Annotated in this window: 15 protein-coding genes; 10 read left to right on the top strand and 5 right to left on the bottom strand. The window is 45.0% G+C overall.

Going from position 1 to position 21,373, the window contains the following annotated elements; all coding sequences use genetic code 11:
* Positions 1-355 precede the first annotated feature (355 nt).
* The 3 genes from ACX5KA_RS18235 (at position 356) to ACX5KA_RS18225 (ending at position 3,919) form a co-directional block, all read left to right on the top strand.
* Positions 356-1,918, top strand: coding sequence for an EAL domain-containing protein (locus ACX5KA_RS18235; protein ID WP_458731828.1), 1,563 nt, complete (start codon positions 356-358; stop codon positions 1,916-1,918).
* Positions 1,919-1,995: 77 nt separating this feature from the next.
* Positions 1,996-2,706, top strand: coding sequence for a lipoprotein-releasing ABC transporter ATP-binding protein LolD (gene lolD, locus ACX5KA_RS18230; protein ID WP_039223914.1), 711 nt, complete (start codon positions 1,996-1,998; stop codon positions 2,704-2,706).
* Positions 2,693-3,919, top strand: a complete 1,227-nt coding sequence (locus ACX5KA_RS18225) for a lipoprotein-releasing ABC transporter permease subunit (protein ID WP_458731827.1) — start codon at positions 2,693-2,695, stop codon at positions 3,917-3,919. Before lolD ends, ACX5KA_RS18225 begins: the two co-directional genes overlap by 14 nt.
* Positions 3,920-4,177: 258 nt before the next feature.
* On the opposite strand, the gene ACX5KA_RS18220 is transcribed toward ACX5KA_RS18225, so the two are convergent.
* Positions 4,178-5,524 carry a dicarboxylate/amino acid:cation symporter gene (locus ACX5KA_RS18220; protein ID WP_039223919.1) on the bottom strand — a complete coding sequence of 449 codons (1,347 nt, stop codon included), beginning with the start codon at positions 5,522-5,524 and terminating at the stop codon, positions 4,178-4,180.
* Positions 5,525-5,638: 114 nt separating this feature from the next.
* Here ACX5KA_RS18220 and ACX5KA_RS18215 point away from each other — a divergent pair, with 114 nt between their 5' ends.
* Positions 5,639-8,188, top strand: coding sequence for an Ig-like domain-containing protein (locus tag ACX5KA_RS18215; RefSeq protein WP_458731826.1), 2,550 nt, complete (start codon positions 5,639-5,641; stop codon positions 8,186-8,188).
* 76 nt (positions 8,189-8,264) lie between these two features.
* Here the strand turns inward: ACX5KA_RS18215 and astB are convergent, their stop codons facing one another.
* A complete protein-coding gene (astB, locus tag ACX5KA_RS18210) occupies positions 8,265-9,605 on the bottom strand; it encodes an N-succinylarginine dihydrolase (protein WP_458731825.1) in 1,341 nt (446 codons plus the stop codon).
* Positions 9,606-10,000: 395 nt separating this feature from the next.
* On the opposite strand from astB, the gene topA reads away from it, so the two are divergent.
* The 5 genes from topA (at position 10,001) to fdhD (ending at position 16,346) form a co-directional block, all read left to right on the top strand.
* On the top strand, positions 10,001-12,661 hold the full coding sequence (gene topA, locus ACX5KA_RS18205; RefSeq protein ID WP_039223928.1) for a type I DNA topoisomerase: 2,661 nt from the start codon (positions 10,001-10,003) through the stop codon (positions 12,659-12,661).
* A gap of 137 nt (positions 12,662-12,798) precedes the next feature.
* On the top strand, positions 12,799-13,350 hold the full coding sequence (locus ACX5KA_RS18200; RefSeq protein WP_039223931.1) for a DUF2058 domain-containing protein: 552 nt from the start codon (positions 12,799-12,801) through the stop codon (positions 13,348-13,350).
* A 345-nt stretch (positions 13,351-13,695) separates the two neighbouring features.
* Complete coding sequence (locus tag ACX5KA_RS18195) at positions 13,696-14,526, top strand: leishmanolysin-related zinc metalloendopeptidase (RefSeq protein WP_458731824.1); 831 nt, start codon at positions 13,696-13,698, stop codon at positions 14,524-14,526.
* Between the two features lie 412 nt (positions 14,527-14,938).
* Positions 14,939-15,577 (top strand): molybdenum cofactor guanylyltransferase, encoded by a 639-nt coding sequence (gene mobA, locus ACX5KA_RS18190; protein ID WP_458731823.1) that lies wholly within the window; start codon positions 14,939-14,941, stop codon positions 15,575-15,577.
* On the top strand, positions 15,567-16,346 hold the full coding sequence (fdhD, locus tag ACX5KA_RS18185) for a formate dehydrogenase accessory sulfurtransferase FdhD (protein WP_458731822.1): 780 nt from the start codon (positions 15,567-15,569) through the stop codon (positions 16,344-16,346). Before mobA ends, fdhD begins: the two co-directional genes overlap by 11 nt.
* 61 nt (positions 16,347-16,407) lie before the next feature.
* On the opposite strand, the gene ACX5KA_RS18180 is transcribed toward fdhD, so the two are convergent.
* Complete coding sequence (locus ACX5KA_RS18180) at positions 16,408-18,732, bottom strand: FdhF/YdeP family oxidoreductase (protein ID WP_458731821.1); 2,325 nt, start codon at positions 18,730-18,732, stop codon at positions 16,408-16,410.
* A 404-nt stretch (positions 18,733-19,136) separates the two neighbouring features.
* Between ACX5KA_RS18180 and ACX5KA_RS18175 the strand changes: the two genes are divergently transcribed.
* Positions 19,137-19,601 carry a GNAT family N-acetyltransferase gene (locus ACX5KA_RS18175; RefSeq protein WP_458731820.1) on the top strand — a complete coding sequence of 155 codons (465 nt, stop codon included), beginning with the start codon at positions 19,137-19,139 and terminating at the stop codon, positions 19,599-19,601.
* Positions 19,602-19,737: 136 nt separating this feature from the next.
* Here ACX5KA_RS18175 and ACX5KA_RS18170 read toward each other — a convergent pair whose 3' ends face one another.
* Both ACX5KA_RS18170 and ACX5KA_RS18165 read right to left on the bottom strand, forming a co-directional pair.
* On the bottom strand, positions 19,738-20,565 hold the full coding sequence (locus ACX5KA_RS18170) for a haloacid dehalogenase type II (protein ID WP_458731819.1): 828 nt from the start codon (positions 20,563-20,565) through the stop codon (positions 19,738-19,740).
* An 81-nt stretch (positions 20,566-20,646) separates the two neighbouring features.
* On the bottom strand, positions 20,647-21,324 hold the full coding sequence (locus ACX5KA_RS18165; RefSeq protein WP_039223954.1) for a response regulator transcription factor: 678 nt from the start codon (positions 21,322-21,324) through the stop codon (positions 20,647-20,649).
* Positions 21,325-21,373 lie beyond the last annotated feature (49 nt).

The following is a 21,373-nucleotide window of genomic DNA, read 5'->3' as shown; positions in this document are numbered from 1 at the left end:
TGTCACGCCGGGGGTCGCGGGTTCGAGTCCCGTCCGCTCCGCCATTAATGATATGCTTTCTATTACAATTTTCCCGTTCAGGGTTCTCTTAAAAATACATCTATCTTCTCCAAGTATAATTTAAATACCGCGCTAGTAGTTCATTTGTATTATTTCAGATACGGCTTTCCAATATTCAATTTGCTTTTATCTTTCGTTGTTTGAACACCTTGCCTTATGCAGGCCAAAACTATGCACTCAACGTCAGTACGTCAAAAACTAACCTACAAACAGTAACATGTGACCTAAAGTCGTAGTGTGTTTTTTTGAATCTGTACTACAGTTAAACCGTTAGTGCTTAATAACAATGGAAACTATGAATAAAAGCGATCAAAAACGGTATTTCCTTGCAGATAACTTAAAAGCGATTGGCGTTTCTCTATTAAGCGTAGCTTTGGTAACACTTATCCTTGCCATCGTTATGTTTGTGTTTATCAAAGAACAAGAAGAAAGCCGAGCCAAAGAAATTTTGGACAATGTTCGTCTTGTCTTCAGAGATGCTGAAATTACTCTCGATTACCTTAACGCATTGCCTTACCAGTCTTGTGAGCTCGATAATTTGGCCGAAATGCGTAAAACCTTATTCCGGTCTCGTTTTGTAAAAGAGATTGGTTTTTATGAGAATAATGAACTTAAGTGTAGTACTTATCTTGGTATTCTAGATACGCCGTTTAAAGAAGTAGAGCCCGACTTTTATACGCAGCTTGGCGATGCATTTTGGATAAACACACCTTTGCAACTTTTCGATAAGCAGGCTACGGGCACCATTGTACAGCGTGGGCGCTACAACGCCGTATTAGACATGGACAGTGTAATTGGCTACAGCTACACACAAGATTGGCAGCTTTTTTACAATGGCGATCAATTTTATCATATAGCAGGTAATCCTGGCTTGGTTGACACAAGACTTAGTAGGGATGAAATGAATGCGCGCACAGGCTATTTCTCATTACAATTTATATTGTGTGACGAGCGCTACAACAACACTTGCTTAAAAGTGAAATCTGATCACGGGAGAGTATTAGATTTACACTCTGGGAAAATCGTCTTATTTGTCTTTGCCATGTTGATGACCGCAGCGTTAACGCATATGGTAATGTTTAATTATTTACGCCGTCGCCGCTCTTTGGAATCTCGTGTGAGTAAAGGCTTTAAAGAACATAAGTTCTACAGCCTCTATCAGCCTTTTGTTGATTTAGATACCGGTAAAGTCATTGGTTGCGAAGTGCTGAGTAGGTTTGAAGACGAATTCGGGCCTATTTATCCTGATGAGTTTATTCCTCAAGTCAAAGAGCAAGATATGACGTGGGAATTCACCATAGATATGATAACAACAGCAATGAAAGAGCTTAACGAAAACCCGAATATTCCTGAAGGGTTCAAGGTATCGTTTAATCTTTTTCCTTTTGATTTTACAAGAGAAGATTGTTTAGACTTAGATTTTGTTCTTGAGATGAACGTCAAAAACTTTAAGTTGGTTTTGGAAATTACTGAGGACGAACAGATAGCTACTCATAGTGCCGTTAAACATATCAAGTCTCTCAAAAGCAAAGGGTTCTTGTTTGCTATTGACGATTTTGGTGTTGGTTACTCCAACTTAAGTCAGCTTAAAACATTGAACTGTGACTATCTTAAAATCGACCGAAGTTTCGTAATGGATATGGAAGATAACAGTATTCGCTCATCACTCATCCCGCATATTGTCAGTATTGCCGAAGGACTAAATGTTGACTTGATTGCCGAAGGCGTTGAGAACATAGATCAATGCAATGAGCTGAAAAGTTTAACCATTGGCTTTGGGCAAGGGTGGTTGTTTGGCAAGCCTCAGTCTGCCGATTCGCTAGCTAAAACCGTACAAGACACACATAACACGCTTTAGCGCTGTTATTTTTCAGTTGGTGTTGGTAGTGTTTAGCGCTACCATTCACCGTCTGGAAAATTAAGAAGAACAGTCGCATGCAGGACGTGCTAATTTGCCGCAATATTAACAAAACCTATCAAGATGGCAGTAATGCCACCCCCGTTTTACACGATGTCTCTCTTTCAATAAAAGCTGGTGAACATGTTGCCATATTGGGCAGCTCTGGCTCGGGGAAAAGTACGTTATTACATATACTTGGGGGATTAGACAAGCCTTCTAGTGGCGATGTTGAATTCAATGGTAAATCATTGGGTAAATTAAGTGGTAATGCGCTGGCGAAACTTCGCAATGACGAAATGGGTTTCATTTATCAGTTCCACCATTTGCTTGGTGAATTCACTGCGCTAGAAAACGTCGCCATGCCGCTGAGAATAAGAGGGCTACCGACAAAAGCAGCGCACAGTAAAGCTAAGGTTATGTTAGACGAAGTTGGACTTTCTCATCGAGCGGACCATTTACCCTCGACGATGTCGGGAGGCGAAAGACAGCGTGTGGCAATAGCGCGGGCATTAGTAACCGAACCCTCTGTTGTGCTTGCAGATGAGCCCACCGGGAATTTGGATGATTCTACGGGTGAACAAATTTATAAGCTTTTGACAAGCTTAAGCGAGAAAAAGGGCACTGCTTTTGTGGTGGTGACTCACGATATTTCGCTAGCTGCAAAAATGGACAGGGTGTTGAAAATTAAAGATGGCCGGTTAGTCAGCGAAGCACTGTCAAAGGAGGAGCAAAATGCTCGCCCTTGAACTGGCTAAAAGATTTAGGAAGACACGTTCAGAACAGCGCTTTATCTCCTTCATCTCTATGTCTTCTACCATAGGTATAGGGTTAGGCTGTTTCGTACTTATCGTTTTGCTAAGCGTTATGAACGGCTTTGAAAAAGAACTGACGAGTCGTATTTTGAGCGTAGTCCCTCACGGAGAGATATACAGCAAAAGCGAGAGTGGAATCGAGAATTTAGATGCACAGCTTTACCGGTTCTCCCAAGATAGCAGAATCGCATCTGTGACGGCCTACACACGTTTAACGGGTATGCTGCAGTCTAAAGGTGAGTTAAAAGCCATTAGCGTAACAGGTATTCCGGTAACTCAAGTTGCCGATAAATATGCCGAAAGGGTGGCGAATGAGGACTGGGAACGGTTTTCGGCGCAAGAAAATGGCCTCATTGTAGGTAAGGGCATCATGTCATCGATGGGCCTAGCCATTGGGGACACTGTGCAAGTATTGATTCCCCAAACTACTCAAGATTTAACCTTTAAAGCGCCTCGCTCCATTACGTTAACTATCGCAGGTATGCTGTCTGTTGGCGGAGAGTTAGACAACCAACTTGGGCTAATGCATTTAGCTACGGCATCGGACTCCATCGGTATTACATCTAAGGCCCAGGGTATTCAGTTTACTCTTAATGACCCGTTTTCTGCCTACGATATCATGCGAGATATTGGTTATAGCTACCCCCAAGCCGTTTATATGTCTGATTGGACACGTACCCAAGGGCATTTATATAACGACATTCAGCTTGTAAGGGCAGTGGTCTATATAGCGCTTATTCTCGTTATATCTGTAGCTTGTTTTAACATAGTGTCGTCATTAGTTATGGCTGTCAGAGACAAACAGGCCGCTATTGCGATATTGAAAACAATGGGAGCCTCTGACCGCTTAATACGTAGGACTTTTGTATTGCAGGGGGCCATTAACGGGCTCATTGGCATTGTAGTTGGCGTAACGCTTGCCTTGCTCGTCGCACCAAATCTTTCGGATATTGTTCGTTTTATCGAATCAGCCTTAGGCGTAGAGATACTCTCCGGAGATATATATTTTATTGACTTTCTACCTTCAAGCTTACATTGGCAAGATGTTGTGATAACAGTTGTGGTCGCCATGTTTTTGAGTATTGGCGCAACTTTATATCCGGCGCAAAAAGCAGCAAAAGTGTCGCCGTCTTCAGCGCTTCACTAGGCAATAACGCACCAACCTGTTAAACCCTATGTTAGTTTGTCTAGGCTTTGCTGTTTGGCCATATGGACAAACTGGCGGTTTCTCTGGCACAAAGACGGTATCGAATTAATGCGGGTAATGGCTGTAGTTAAACTCATGTAGTACAACAGTAAAAAATAAGGCCAGCGAATAACGCTGGCCTTATTTTATGGTTAGTTTGTGCGCTGCTGCAACACTGGCATTGTGTGAGCATTACACCCAACTGGCGCTAAGTCTGGGCTATTTGTTCCTTTCGAAGTGTTCGAAATCAACATCTTCTTGTTTCAACCCTGCTTTAGGGTCGTTGTAGACACTTTCATCTAATGCGCCTTCGCTTTTGGCAACGACACAAGACACCATACAGTCACCCGTAATATTTACAGCTGTACGTGTCATATCTAATAGCCTATCTACGCCGATAATAAGCGCTATACCTTCAACGGGTAAATTTACTTGCTGCAAAACCATTGCAAGCATAATAAGGCCAACACCAGGTACGCCAGCGGTTCCGATAGAAGCAAGAGTGGCGGTAAGTACTACCATCATATAGTCACTTAGACTTAAATCGACGGCGTAAACCTGGGCAATGAATACCGTTGCGACGCCTTGCATAATGGCGGTACCGTCCATGTTAATTGTTGCGCCCAACGGCAGAGTGAATGAAGAAACTGAATTACCAACACCCAATTTGTTTTTAGCGGTTTCCATCGTAACTGGCAGAGTAGCGCTGCTGCTCGACGTACTAAAAGCGAAAAGTGCAGCATCGCGCATTTTCTTCATCAAGATAATGGGGTTCAGCCCTGACAAAGCTTTTAGCAGAACAGAGTAGGTTACAAGGCCGTGAAGAATTAACACGCCAAATACTAAGAAGAAATACTTCGCCAAACTTAATATAGTCTCGCCGCCTATCGTTGAAAATAGCTTTGCCATCAACACGTACACGCCGTAAGGCGCTAGGTTCATGATGATTGTCACCAAACGCATGATTACCGTATTAATGTCTTCAAAGATAGCGGTAAGGCGCTTGCCCGCATCGCCCGTCATTGCCATCGCTATACCGAACAGTACTGCAAAAACGATGATTTGAAGCATATTGCCCTGTGCCATCGAGTTTATTGGGTTGCTAGGAAACATATTAACAATAACGTCTGAAAGGCTAGGAGCCTCTTTCGCTTGGAACGTGGTTTCAGTAGTCAGATTGAGTCCATCACCAGGAGAAACTACCAAAGCTATACTCATGGCTAGTGTTATAGCAATTGCGGTTGTGACAACATAAAGTCCGACTGACTTAGCGCCAAGTCTTCCTAGTTTGCTTGGATCTGATAAAGTACTCGTTCCGCAAATAAGGGATACGAAGACGAGGGGAACCACCAGCATCTTTAAGCTAGCGATAAATATTTGTCCGAGAGTAGAAAATATACCTTCGACAAGAATGTTATACGTTGAGAGCTCTAAACCGAATATCGAAAAAGTAAAATCTCCGCTATCATCAAACAATAATTGGAGAAAGACACCAGTCAAGATACCGGCAGCCATGCCGATAAATATGCGAGCGGTTAAACTATACTTATGTGCAGATGAAGACATTAATGTTTCCTGTGCATTTTTATATTTTTAATCTTTCGTAGTGTGCCAGATTCAGTTGATTTTTAAACATAAAAAACGACGCAATTGTCAATAAAAGAGGTTCAGGAACGAATTATGTCGACATTAGCGAGAGTGCTAAGCTTAATTAGCGCAATATTCATGCTAACAGCATGTGGTGGGGGCGGCTCTTCAGTCTCTCGGGATAACACGGATAATGGAAGCGGAGACGGCGGTACAACCACGCCTACCTATTCAATTGCCTTGTCGTTGGAAAACGAAAGTGGCGCAAGCGACAACAATTTATCAGAAAACAACAGCCTGTTTGCGGTAGCGACTGTAACCGATGAAGACGGGAATCCGCACTCAGATGCTCTGCTAACTTTCACCCTGAGTAACGAAGAACTTGCCGAGTTTGGCAATGATACCGGCACTGCAAGAACTAACGCAAGCGGTGTCGCCAGAATTCGTTTAGATGCAAGCACGGCTTCGGGTGATGGAGAAATTACCGCAGCGCTGGGCAGTGGTGAAACAGGAACTACCACGTTTTCTGCCACAGCGGTCAGCGGCACAGATCCTACTACTATCAGCGTTGCACTTGCGTTGCAAAATGAAAGTGGCGAGGCTGATAACAGCCTTTCATCGAGCAATGCGTTGACAGCAGTTGCAACGGTAACAAATTCACTGGGTGAACCTCAGGCAGATCTTTTGCTTACCTTTTCATTAAGCAACGATGATCTGGCTACCTTTTCAAATGACACAGCAACAGCACTTACAAATGCAGAAGGTGTTGCAACAATAGGTATGTCGGTGGGAAGCGCGTCTGGTGACGGTGAAGTGACAGCTACTTTATCTACTGGTGAAACAGACTCCACGACTTTTAGTTCTGAAGGCAGTACAACGGTAAGTGAAGACCCGGCATCTTTGGAGCTTTTCGCTGACAGTATTCAGCTGGCTTCTAGCGGAAGCGATGAAGTCGAACTCATTGCGTTAGTTAAAAATGAGCAAAGTGTGTTAATGGAAGGTGTTGAGGTAAGCTTCTCGGCCGCGACAGGCGATGGCGTTGAGCTTCAGCTCACGCAACCCGTTACCCTTGCCGATGGTACCGCCCGTGCAATACTGACGTCGCAAAACGATAAATCAAACCGTACGATTACTATTACAGCCGGCGCGGGCAGTCTTACTGAGTCTGTTAATATTACAATTGCCGGAACAGAAGTCACTATCAACGGCGCGTCTTCAGTTATTTTAAATGACACTGTTGATTATACAATCCGTCTTCAAGACTCCGATGGCGAGACTATAAAAAATGAAGATGTTGTTTTAAGTGCTACTAACGGCACCCTGAGCAGCGCCACGGTTAATACTGGGGCTAACGGACAAGCTACTGTGTCATATACCGCATCTGCCTCTGGAGAAAATACCATTACGGCATCAGCACTTAATGCTGAAACAAGCTTTACGGTGCAGGTACAGCAAGACGAGTTTAATTTCGTTAACTTACCAACAGAAGAAGTGCCGTTAGGGCAAACACAGACTATTACCGTGCAGTGGCGTCAAGACAATACGCCAGTAGTAGGTCAAGAGGTAACCTTTAGCGCATCACGTGGCGTAATCGACGGCGACTCAACTGTACAAACCGATGCAGAAGGACAAGCAAGTATTGATATTAGCGCCAACAATGCTGGCATCTCTTCAATCACCGCAACGGCAAGCGATGGAAGCGGTAACGTGTTGGTTTCAGCACTCACTCAAATTGAGTTTATTGCCACTACACCGCACACGCTTATTGCTGATGCGTCGCCTGATATTTTAGGCCCTGATGGACAAACCAGCACGATTAGCGCGGTGGTTCGCGATGTAAATGGTAATTTGGTAAAAAACAGTGTGGTTAACTTCACTGTCTCTGACGTGTCTACCGGATTTGTGTCGCCTTCTCAAGCAACTACTGATAGTAAGGGAATAGCTACAACAGTCTTTACGTCAGGCTCGGTTTCAACCTTAGAGTCTGTAGTTGTTACTGCTTTTGTTGCTGAAGATCCAGCGATCGATGATCAAGTTACCTTGACCGTAGGTGCTCGTGCATTCGATATCTCTTTGGGAACGGGTAATGAGCTCGAAGAGCCTACATCTACATCTTACTTAAAGCGTTTCAGTGTTTTTGTTTCTGACTCTGCTGGACAGCCAGTCAGCGGCGTGAGTTTAACTGCATCGGTGGCGCCGGCAAAATATGTTGATAATGGTGAATATCGCACAGGGTTCTGGGTATATGATGATGATGAATCACAATGGATAGCCATAATTAACCAGAATTGTCTCACGGAAGATGTCAACGATAACGGTATCTTGGATACAACTCCAACCAATGAAGACACTAACGGGGACGAGATGCTCACGCCTGGATTAGTGGGAACCATAACCTTTGCTAACGGCAATGCTGAAACAGATGAGAATGGCTATGCAGAACTGGAGTACCGTTACCCTAGCAGTTATGCGGTTTGGTACGATGCTGTTATTTCTGTTTTCGGCCAGTCTACCGGTAGTGAGGCCCAGGCTTCGATGAATTATACATTAAGTATATCGGCTGAAGACGTGACCGATGAAGGCGCATCACCGCCGTCTAACCCGTTTGGTGTGACTGACCAGTGTACCTTGGTTACGCCGTAAAATTACGCACCATTTAAAGCATTAAAAAGCCGGCTAATAGCCGGCTTTCTTTTTACTTTTTAGTAGATTACAAAACTTATCCCTGCTGGAACGGGTAAACCGAACCAATCTTCAGAATTTGTGTAAGCTCATCAAGCGCGGTACGAGATTCAATTAGCAGCTGCGGATCGCGCAAGTCATCTTCACCTAATTCATCGCGATAGTGCTTGTCGACCCAAGCGTTTAGGCGAGCGAACTGTGTATCGTTGATTAACGTATTTTGATTAACTGCAGCAAGTTCTTTGTCATTCATTGCAACGCGCAAACGCAAACAAGCCGGGCCGCCGCCATTGCGCATACTCTGTTTAACGTCAAAGAAGTTAACCGACTTTATCGGTGTGCCTAGTGTCACTAGCTTGTCTAAATAACGCTTAACGGCTTCGTTTTCCTGACATTCAGTAGGTGCGATTATGGTCATATCGCCGCTTGGAAGCGTTATGATTTGCGTATTGAACAAGTAGGTTTTTACTGCATCTTGGACAGACACTTCGGCAGTCGGCACTTCAATAAAATGTAGCGGTTCGCTACCAAATTTGGCTTGAAGCTCTTTAAATCCTGCGTCTTTTTGATAAAACGCTTGCTCGTGGAAAAACAACACATTTTGATTACCAACAGCGATCACATCGTTGTGAAATACGCCCTGGTCGATAACGTCTGGGTTTTGCTGCATGTAAACTACGCCATCGTCGTCCAGACCGTGTAAGCGAGCTACTGCTTGGCATGCTTCAAGCGTTTGGCGAGCCGGATATTTTTTTGGTGCAGGTTTGCTGGTATCAAATGCATGACGACCATAAACAAACAACTCTATGCCTTCCTGACCATAGTTGCTGCAAAGTCGCGTGTGGTTGGCTGCACCTTCGTCACCAAAATGCTCGTTATCTGGCAGGTGCTGGTGATGAGCAAAGTGCTTTTCGTTAGCGAAAGTGCCACGTAGAATATTGCCCGTTACCTGAGGCTCTAACGAGCGATGAAACTTGTTCGTTAAATTTGCAGGGGTAAAGTGAACGCGACCATCGGCAGTATCGGCGCTAGGAGACACAGTGGCGGCATTTGCAGTCCACATGCTACTAGCAGAACAACATGCTAAGAAAATCTCGCGAGACTGCTTTGCAGCGCTTTCTAGCACGCGAGCATCAGAACCGGTAAAACCTAATCGACGGAGCGCAGCGATATCAGGACGTTCTTGCGGGGCTAATACACCTTGAACCATTCCCATATCGGCTAGCGCTTTGGCCTTTGCAAGACCTTGCTTTGCAGCCTGTTTAGGACTGCTCTTTGCGTTCGCATTGTTTAGGGAAGCGACATTGCCAAACGATAAGCCGGCATAGTTATGGGTAGGTCCTACAAGACCATCAAAGTTAACTTCAAACTGCTTCATACTTTCCCTCATTCTTGTAGTTTTGGCTGTTGACCCCATATGCTACATTCTTACAAACACTGCGATTAAGTTGATAGCAATAGCAACGCTTTTGATTTTGTTCAGGGTCAAACATGGCACGTCTTTAAACCTGAGCGGGTTGTTAGGTCAGGTTCGAATGGCTGGCATTATACGGCTTTTAATACCGATGCCAATCGCGCTGCTCAAATAATGCACAGTTTTTGTGTGCGATTAGAGCAGAGAGAAGAATAAGTATGAAGAAGATCTTGTTTTCCATTCACTTTGTAGATATATGTTAAAAAAGAGCGAGTGCCCTATATATAGCGTTGGGCTGCTCCAATTTTCAGAATTTGACGTAAATAGTCATTAAAAATCAATAGGTTTAGTTCAATTATATGGCAAAATCACTGGTCATAGTCGAGTCACCAGCCAAAGCGAAAACGATAAATAAATATCTTGGTAAAAATTTTATCGTAAAAAGTTCGGTTGGCCACGTGCGAGATCTTCCGACGAAGGCTTTAGGCAAAGTAGAGCCTAAAAAACCGGCTAAAGAACTCAAAACTTTAAGCGAAGAAGCGCGTCAAGAATATCTTCGCCGTCACGAATATTTGAAGCTTGTAGACAGAATGGGTGTGGATCCAGAGAAAGACTGGAAAGCCCACTATCAAGTGCTACAGGGTAAAGAGAAAGTCGTTAACGAACTTAAAAAGCTTGCTAAAGATGCTGACACTATCTATCTCGCGACCGATTTGGACCGCGAAGGGGAAGCGATTGCATGGCATTTACAAGAGCTGCTAGGTAAAAAAGACAAAACTTACCAGCGAGTGGTTTTTAACGAAATTACTAAAAACGCGATTCAAGATGCGTTCTCCGATCCGGGCGAGTTAAATATCTCTCGCGTTAACGCGCAGCAGGCTCGCCGGTTCCTAGACCGTGTTGTAGGTTTCATGGTGTCGCCACTTCTGTGGAAAAAAATTGCGCGAGGCCTCTCAGCAGGGCGCGTACAATCGGTAGCGGTTAGGCTTGTTGTAGAGCGTGAGCGAGAAATTAAAGCGTTTGTGCCTGAAGAGTTTTGGGACGTACACGCAGATTTAACCAGCCAGCAAAAAGCGGCACTACGCATGCTGGTAGCAAAGCACCAGGGCAATGCGTTCAAGCCCAAAAACAAGGCCGAAACAGATAAAGCGCTTGCTGACTTAGAAGGGGCTAACTACACGGTAGAAAGCCGCGAGTCAAAGCCCACGCAAAGTCGTCCTTCAGCACCGTTTATTACTTCAACGCTGCAACAGGCGGCAAGTACTCGATTGGGCTTTGGTGTTAAGAAGACCATGATGATGGCGCAGCGCCTTTATGAGGCAGGCTACATCACCTATATGCGTACGGATTCAACCAATTTAAGCCAAGAGGCGCTGGACAGTGCTCGTGCGTACATTTCAGATAATTTTGGTGACAAGTACCTGCCTGATTCGCCAAATCGCTACGGCAGTAAAGAAGGAGCACAAGAGGCGCACGAAGCGATCCGCCCTTCAAACGTGAGCATTAGTGCTGCGAGTTTAGGTGATATGGAACGCGATGCACAGCGTCTTTATGAGCTTATTTGGCGCCAGTTTGTGGCCTGTCAAATGACTCCAGCTAAGTACGATGCAACCACGATTAAAGTGGCAGCGGGTGATTACGAGCTGACGGCGAAAGGCCGCGTACTCAAGTTTGATGGTTGGACTCGCGTTCAGCCTCAGCTTCGCAAAAAAGGCGAAGAAGAACTCATGTTGCCTGATGTGCAAAAAGGCGATGTGCTTGACTTAAAAGCGCTTGATCCTAAACAGCATTTCACCAAGCCTGTAGCGCGATTTAATGAAGCGTCGTTAGTAAAAGAGCTTGAAAAACGCGGTATTGGTCGTCCATCGACCTACGCCAGTATTATTTCGACGATTCAAGATCGCGGCTATGTGCGCTTAGAGAACAAGCGTTTTTATGCCGAGAAAATGGGCGAAATAGTAAACGATCGTTTGATGGAAAACTTTGACGATTTAATGAGCTATGACTTTACTGCCAATATGGAGCAACATCTTGATGATATTGCTGAGGGCAATAAAGATTGGAAAGACGTGCTCAATGAGTTCTACAGCGGCTTCTATGACAAACTGCTAAACGCTGAGAAAGACCCTGAAGAGGGCGGTATGCGCCTGAATCAGGCGGTACCTGCAGGTATTGATTGCGACAAATGCGGCCGTGAAATGAACGTAAGAACCGCGTCAACCGGCGTGTTTTTGGGCTGTTCAGGCTACAACTTACCACCGAAAGAGCGCTGCACTAACACCATGAATTTAACGCCTGGTGATGAAGTCGTGAAAGTGGACGATGAAGAAGAGCTTGAAACAGAAGCGCTTCGCTCTAAAAAACGTTGTCCTAAGTGTGGTACGGCGATGGACAGTTACCTGGTCGATGAAACCCGTAAACTTCACGTGTGTGGTAATACGCCGACGTGTGATGGCACATTGGTAGAGGCAGGCACATTCAAAATAAAAGGCTATGACGGCCCCATTATCGAGTGCGATAAATGCGGTAGCGATATGGAGCTTAAAAATGGTCGATTTGGTAAATACTTCGGTTGTACCAACGAAGAATGTAAAAATACCCGTAAGCTACTGAGAAACGGCGAAGCTGCGCCGCCAAAAGAAGATCCGGTCGATTTACCAGAGCTTCCGTGTGAAAAGTCTGACGCGCACTTTATGCTACGCGACGGCGCTTCGGGTATCTTCTTGGCTGCCCATAACTTTCCAAAGTCGCGCGAGACTCGTGCGCCGAAAGTGGAAGAACTTGCACGCTTTAGAGATAGAATATCGCCGAAATTCTACTATCTTGCTGATGCGCCACAAACAGACCCTGACGGTAACCCTGCAATAGTTCGCTATAGCAGGAAGACCAAACAGCAATACGTGATGTCTGAAAATGACAGCGGTAAAGCAACAGGCTGGTCTGCGTGGTATGAAAACGGCAAGTGGCAAGAGCAAGCGGCTAAAAAGCCGGCTGCTAAGCCAAAAGCGAAGAAAAAATAAATCAAAGCGAATACAATATTTCGATACGAAAGTAATAAGCCCGGATTTATTCGGGCTTATTACGTCATAAGGTGTCTTTTAGCGTGCTTCAGCACGCACAATGCAAGGCTCGTTAATAAATCAATAGAGAGTGAGTTATGGCCTCTTTACAAGACCAACTTCTAAAAGCCGGATTGGCCGATAAAGCGTCTGCAAAGCAAGCGCGTGCGGATAAACGCAAAAAACAAAAGCAAAAAAATAAGCAAAAACAACCTATTGTAGATGAAGCGACAATTGCAGCTCAACAAGCCGCAGAAGAGAAAAAGGCGCGCTCAAGAGAGTTGAATCAACTTCAACAGCAAGAAAGAGAAAAGCGCTCGATAGCCGCACAGGTCAGGCAGCTTATTACAGTAAACAAACAACCGCGTAACGGCGAAACGCTACTTAACTTTACTCACGACAATGTCGTTAAACGCATGTACGTAAGCGAAGAAATGCACAGGCAGGTCACAAAGGGTCGTTTGACCGTGGTATTGCTAGATGATGCTTACGAATTAGTTCCTACGCCGGTTGCTGATAAAATTGCTCAGCGTGATGAAGCTTCAATAATCTATCGTGCTGATTTGGACAAGAGTGGTAATGACGGTAAAGACGAAGCAGAAGACGACTGGTATGCCGATTACGAAATCCCAGATGATTTGACCTGGTAGTCTTTTTAAACTCACCACCTTTACTCTTTAAGGTGGTGAGCAAGTATATCCCTCATAATTTAATCCACTTAACGTTTAAAAAACGTTTCCCGTTCCCTGTCTTTTTTCAAACTCAGCTGTTGTCATTAAAGCCCTCCAGCGGCATTGCTCTTGCAATTCTAACATACTGTATTCATTGCAACTTTTAAAAAGCTTTCTTCAGAAATTACCGTCTAGGCCGCTAAATATAAAATGCTAAGAAAGCAGCGCACTTCTACATTCTCAACTATAGTTGTTACAGCATATTAGTGTCGCGGACCATAGTTATTTTCAGTGGACGTTGTTTCTCAATTATGGAGGGAAGCCATGAAAGGTTTACCAAAACTGGTTTTAAGTGTTGCAGTTGCAATGTGCGTGTCACTGCCTGCAAATGCGGGGCTGTTCAACATATCTATTAATAATCTTGGAGGGTTAACGCCTTCACAATCCAGTGCATTCGATGGTGCAGTCGCGTTTTGGGAAACTTACTTAACAGGTGTTCAGAGCGTATTCGATCACAGTATTGTTATTGACGCGAGTGGAGCGCCGATTGATGGAGTGGGAAGAATATTGGGTAGCGCTGGTCCATCTAGTATCATACAGTTCTCCGATAGTGCGTTTGTTTATGCAAATCGGGGCAGCATGCAGTTTGATACGGCAGATCTCAGTAATATGGAGCGAAACGGCACACTTTTCGATGTTATTGTGCACGAGATGGCTCATGCTATCGGATTTGGAATTTTGTGGACAACCGATTTTATCAGACCAGGTAGCCAGTCGAATTACGTCATGAATTCGGGGCGATACACGGGAGAGTATGCATTAGAAATATACCGCCAAGAGTTTGTAAAAGATGCTGAATTTATTCCGGTTGAACTCGGCGGTGGAGAGGGTACTGCTAACAGCCATTGGGATGAGCCTTGGCCTGGTGGTTCTTCTGACTTAATGACCGGCTATTTGGGACCATATGCAATTACATTAAGTGATACTACGATTGCTTCTTTTGCTGATATTGGCTATTTAACTACGGTAACTCATGCGGTGAGTGAAGCATCGACAGTATGGCTGTTCCTACTTTCTATTGGACTCGTTGCTAGGCGACACCGCCAGCGAAGTGATGTAGGTTGTTTAACAGAAATGTCGTCGATGAAAACTTAGCCGAATAGGCGAGTAAATGCTCATGTAATGTCGGTGTTACATTTCTGATTTGCATTTAATCTTTAGGCAATGGATATAATCAACATGGGCCTGTTTTTACTCCAGTATTTTCACCTAACTTCAAATCATAAGTTTAGCGTAGTTACAAGTTTTGTAGTCCATTGGTAGAATCGCATTTGAACCTATCTATCACGTTAAGGGTATTGATTTTTGGATATTTGCCAACGCTGTTTTCTGGTTGGGTTAGGAGACACGCAGCTCTTTACCAAAGCGGCTAAATTGTGCAATGCGGCACAGCTTCATTTTCATCAAACATTCCAATATATCGGCGAGCCCACTTCTCCCTTTTCCACGCATTGCTTTGAGTTTTTAAAAGGATATGAGAAGATTTTTAATAAAGGAGGCGAATGCAGTGCCTAAAGTGAATGCGACACTCATCGGTTTAGTGCTTGCGGGTGGTCAATCGCGCAGAATGGGGCAAGATAAAGCACTTATGCGTTATCAGGGCCGTACTCTCATCGATAATGCTTCGTTACTTTTACAGGCAGCGAGTTGCGATAAAGTGTTAATTAGTCGTAACGGGCCAGGCTTTTTGAATGACAAAATTGAAGATGCAGGTCCGCTTGGCGGAGTACACGCTGTTTTAGACGCACTATCCCAATCTGATAATCACACTGACAATCCTTATGAACTGCTTGTTCTTCCCGTTGACATGCCGCAGATGACGCCCGAGCTTTTGAGAATATTAGTTTCGCGAGGGCGAGAGGCTGAAAAGGCATGTTATGTGGAAAACCGCTTTTTGCCTTTCTTTCTACCCGTTGCGCAGAACACCCAAGCCCTCTTAGCCAACTATCTAGTTGAGCAAAGTAAGAGACGAGTGGTAGGATTTTTAGAAATTCTCAATGCGGTATCTCTTAAAGAAGCTGACCTCAAAAAAACGTTAGGAAAAGATGAAGCCGATAACAAAAAGCGTCTCGCAAAAATGTCCAATGAAGATGACATAGAGTGGTTGAATGTGAATACTCCAGGTGATTGGCCACGTGAAAAGTAACACTGAACAGCGCGCATTAGTTTTAGATGCTACACCCTATACTCAAAAGTTTGCCCTTGCCGAAGAAGTCGCTTTAAGCATTAGTTATAACGGTATTAATTACGCCGTAATGCTGATAACCCCTAACGACATTGAAGATTTCATCATGGGCTTCAGTTTAAGCAACGACATTATCGAACATCCTCGTCAGCTTTACGGTATTGAACTGACGCATCACAAAGAACACATCAATGCTGAAGTTGAAATTGCCAATCAGGCGTTCTGGAAGTTAAAGGAAAATAAGCGGCAATTGGCGGGTGCGTCGGGTTGTGGGCTCTGCGGCGTTGAGGCATTAGATAACGCTTTGCCTCAATTAACGCCTATTGAAGTATCGCCGTTGCCTGATGTGAGCTGGTTTAAAGGATTGCGAAGCCTTATATCTAATGCGCAAGCATTAGCTCAACAGAGCGGTGCAGTACATGGAGCGCTTTATATTGATGCAATGCGCAATGTGCTGGCATGCCGAGAAGATATAGGAAGGCATAACGCATTTGATAAGTTAATTGGGGCAATCGCAGCTAATAAACTATATCAGAAGGAATGCCTCGTTGTACTAACCAGCCGCTGTAGCTTAGAACTAGTACAAAAAGCGATAAGAGCTAAATTACCTTTGGTCGTCACGCTTTCAGCACCTACTGCATTATCAGTTAAGTGGGCTAACCGCTATGGCGTTTCCCTTATCCACGTGCCTAAATATGATCCACCAAGAGCTTATTCACCACAAGTTTAAAGGGGCGTAAGGCTCAAAGAGCATTTAAATGGCCCCGCGCTCGGGGCCAAATTTAATAAGCTTAAACTGCAGAAACCGCGATTCGTCCATCTGCCTCTGATTTTGAAAGTTTGATCGCGATAAATTTCGATGTTGGTGTGAACGTGCCATCACCGTAACTTTCTAGTGGTACTAACGGATTGGTTTCGGGGTAATATGCTGCCGCTTGACCTTGCGGGATGTCGTAAGCCACCAACATAAACTGTCTAACTTGACGTGTTTTGCCGTCGTTCCACATTGACGTAATATCGACTTTATCGCCATCGTTAAATCCCAGTTTCTGAATATCACGTTCATTGACAAACAGCACGTCCCGCGCGCCAAACACGTTTCTGTAGCGGTCATCCATACCATAGATAGTTGTGTTGTACTGATCGTGAGAGCGCAGTGTTTGTAAAATGAGGTCCGGCTCTTCACCTTTCGCAACGAGGTCAGCATTTAACAGTGAATCAGGCAGGGCGTTAGCAGCAAACTCGGCTTTGCCCGATGGTGTTAACCAGCGTCTCTCACCTGCTGCATTACCTAAATGAAAACCACCCGGTTGAGCGAGTTTGGTGTTAAAGTCTTTAAAACCGTCTATGGTGTCGGCAATGAGCTCACGAATATTGTCGTAATCGCTTATTAAGAAGTCCCAGTCTACCGGCGTGTTGCCTAACGTCGCCTTCGCGATACCAGCAATAATAGCGGGTTCAGAGCGAAGTTCGGGCGAGCTTGGCGGAAGTTGGCCATAAGAAATATGGACCATAGAAAACGTATCTTCAACGGTTACACCCTGCTGGCCGTTAGCCTGCATATCGATTTCAGTGCGCCCCAAGCAGGGTAAAATAAGTGCGTCTTTACCTGTGGTTAGGTGAGAACGATTTAATTTGGTGGCGATATGAACGGTTAAGTCGCATTGTGATAGCGCGGCATGGGTGCGCGGCGTATCTGGCGTCGCCTGAGCGAAATTACCGCCTAAGCCGATGAAAACTTTGGATTCACCACTTTCCATAGCCTGAATTGCTTGAATGGTATTGTGACCTCTTTCTCGTGGAACGGCGAAGTTAAACTTGTTCTCTAGTGCGTCAAGCAATGCTTTGGGGGGGACTTCGTTAATACCCACAGTTCTATCCCCCTGCACATTGCTGTGGCCACGAACGGGAGAAAGCCCTGCACCAGGCTTGCCCACGTTTCCCCGTAGTAGTTGAACGTTCACTATTTCCTGAACCGTAGCTACTGAGTGCTTGTGTTGGGTGATCCCCATTGCCCAGCACATGATCACCCGTTCTCCACGTCTGTACATGGTTGCCGCGTGACGTATTTCGTCTTTTGCTAAACCGCTCTGCGCTTCAATATGCTCCCAGCTAGTCGCTTCAACGGCACTCAAATAGTTGTCCATGCCGTTGGTATGCGCATTAATAAAATCGTGGTCGAATACAGGAGGGGCATTGTTCGCTTTGGCTTCTTGTTCCCAGGTTAATAACCATTTCGCAATGCCACGCATAACCGCCATGTCACCACCAAGAGCAGGCCTGAAATAGGCGGTATTGGTTGGCGTTGAGCCATTAGTTAGCATTTCTATGGGATGTTGAGGGTGCTGGAATTTTTCTAACCCGCGCTCTTTTAACGGGTTAAAGCAAACTACCTGAGCGCCTCTTCTAACGGCGTCGCGCAGCGGCTCAAGCATGCGAGGGTGGTTAGTCCCGGGGTTTTGACCTATCACAAATATGGTATCTGCCTTTTCAAAGTCGTTAAACGTGACCGTACCTTTACCCACTCCTATGGTTGGTTTCATCCCTTGGCCTGACGCTTCGTGACACATATTGGAACAGTCGGGAAAATTATTTGTGCCAAATGCGCGCACGAATAACTGATATAAATAGGCGGCTTCGTTACTCGCCCGACCAGAAGTATAAAACTCTGCTTGGTGAGGTGAAGGTAAACCCTTCAAGTGTTTGGCAATGAGTGCGAAGGCATCGTCCCATGATACTGGTTCGTAATGGTCTGCTTGAGCATTGTAGCGCATAGGGTGGGTGAGTCTCCCTTGTGACTCAAGCCAGTAGTCAGTGTGTTTTTTTAGCGAACTTACAGAGTGGTTTGAAAAAAACTCTGGGTCGACGTAACGCCCTGTAGATTCCCAGTTCACCGCTTTAGCACCATTTTCACAAAACTTCACTAATCCGCTTTCTGGCGACTCACCCCACGCACATCCCGGACAGTCAAACCCTTTATCTTGGTTGGTTTTAAGCATGGCCCGTAAATTTTTGAGTGGTTTTTCACTCTGCAGCCAGCTTTGGGTGACGCTCTTTAATGCTCCCCATCCGCCAGCGGGTTTGTCATAGGTTTTGATGTTGCGCTTATCACTCATTTTTTGCCCCTGTGCCTGCGCGGTTTTGATCATAGAAAACAGTTACACTTGCCAATTCATTGTCTCCATACACAATAACCATTCTTCTTTTGGTGTTCCATTATTTACGCTAACTATTTGATAGGGTTCATCAATTAACCGCATATTTCCAGCTTAGAGTCTGCTATAAGTGGGCGTTAAGCGTTTTATGCAGGGAGCGTCAACCGTCAAAGCAGCAGAAAATTGAAGCGCATTCTGTGCAAATGGGTTGCGTTACATTAATCCAATCGTTATCTTCGCTACGGTCCTAAAATTAGGATTGTTAATAACAACGGCTTTAAAATTCGTTTAAACCAACAAAGGTCTTTCGAAGCGCTTTTCAAGGCGCCACGCAAACATTAATAATAAAAAATCATCGAGGCAACATGGTTTCCTGGCAATCACTTACATTTAATGAGCTGACTAATCATCAACTCTTCGATTTGCTCAAGCTGCGTGTCGATGTTTTTGTTGTTGAACAAAACTGCCCCTATCCGGAACTAGATGAAAAAGACCGCCATCCAAAAACTCATCATTTAATGGGGTTTCAAGATAACAAATTGGTAGCGTGTGCACGATTACTTGGCGAAGGGGTGAGTTATCCGTCGGTAAGTATCGGTCGAGTAGCTACCAGCGAAGCCTTTAGAGGGAAGGGGACTGGTAGAGCGCTTATGCGTGAAGCAATTAATCATTGTGAGGCGCTATGGCCAGGCTGTGATATTGAAATTGGTGCGCAAGAATATTTAAAACGCTTTTATGAAAGCTTTGGTTTTGCAGCTACCTCCACTATGTATTTAGAAGACGGTATTCCCCACATCGATATGAAAAGAAAAGGCGCAGCACAAGCGTAGCCAACTGCCTAGCTCCAAAAATCGGTTGGCACAACATTTAGCCTGAGTAATAAGCCAAGTCACTTATGCGCGCTAACCGATAAGCTGTGCTTTTATGTGCACCTAGATACTACCTTGATACCACCGATCCTAACGCTTATTTGGCATCGGGTAATTGGGAGACTAATTCATCTAGTCCGCTTACCACCGTGTCAGGCGCTATTGCTAACGGGTATAGTACCTTACCGGAGCGTGCAATGAACGCGGCTTGCCAGCCTGCCTGTTTAGCACCAGCAATATCCCAACCGTGGGCCGCCACTAACATAGCGTCTTCTGCTGCTATACCCATTTTTTCAATAGCCCACTCATACGTGCGTGTATCGGGCTTATATAAGTTAATGTCTTCTACACTTAGTCGCTCGTCGAAATAAGACAAAAGATCAGCATTCTTAAATTGAGTATATACGCCTTGATTAGACGAGTTGGTAAGGCTTACGAGTTTATAACCCTTGTTTTTAAGTGCCTGTGAGCCATCGCGCACGTCAGGATGGGGTGGAAGGCTTCGCAATGGCGTGACAATTGCCGTTTTGGCTGGCGCTTTGGTCAATTCAATACCTTCAATTTCAGCCACCATCAGCAATGAGGCAACGCCAATTTCTCCAAAGGTATGGAAGCGACCTGTTGTTGAATCGACCAGTGAATGATGCAGCATGGTAGAAAACCACAGCGGCAATAAATCATCTCTACCGCCCAAGGCTTCACCTACCGAACTGCGCATGGCGGTGAGGTCTAGCAAGGTCTCATTAACGTCGAAAAAGATAACCTTTGGTGCTCGCAATTCCCGTGCAGACATTGCTGTATTCTTATCAGGCTGCGCGGCATCTCTGGTGTCTGTCTGAGCGAAGACTGGTGATGACAATAGACTAATGCCTACAGCGGTTGCGCAACATAGCCTTGAGAGTAATGAAGAAGGTGAGCGAGCCATAATTATCCTTTACAAAATTTGAACGAGTGTTCAAGTTGGGCGGGATAACACATGAATGCAATAGCTAATGAGACCAAACGACTATTTTCTAGTGGTCAACCGATAGCCGTTGCCTCTCAGAGTTTCAATAAATATGGCATCACTGCTGTGAAGCTTTTGTCGCAGCCTACTGATATACACATCAACAACATTAGTTAACGGATCGCTGTGACTTCGCCATACTCGACTTAATATGCGTTCTCGAGACAGCACTTTTTCAGCATTTTCTGCGAAGTAGTAGAGCATGTCGTATTCTAGTTTGGTGAGTGAAATCTCTTCCCCAGACAATGTCGCAATACGTGACTCGTCATCGATGTTTAACGGTCCGATGGTGAGGCCTAATTGAGTAACCGGTGTATTCGTCACTCTTCGGCTTAAGGCCGTTATGCGCGCAAGTAGTTCGTCAAAGTCAAATGGCTTGCACAAATAGTCATCCGCGCCTTGTTTTAAACCATTCACACGCTCGCGTACTTCGTCCACCGCGGTTAGCAACAAAACCATTGGGGCATGGGGAAGCGACTTGATTGCGGGCAGCAGCTCTACGCTATCTTCATCACCAAACATGCGATCAAGTACAATAATAGCAGGGGCTTCATGGCGAATGCGCGTGACTAAGTTGTGTAATGCCGGCTCTTCAATGCACTCAAAACCTTCAGCGCTTAGGCCTCGTGAAAGAAAGCGTAGTAAGGGGGCTTCGTCATCAGCAATAAGAATTTTCATTGTTGTTATAATCCTAACCGTTCGATGTTGTGTAATATTGGAATCGATC

The sequence above is a fragment of the Alteromonas alvinellae genome, assembly GCF_902705805.1.
The sequence above is the reverse complement of the archived record's forward strand: the minus strand, read 5'-3'. Positions and strand labels throughout refer to the sequence as shown.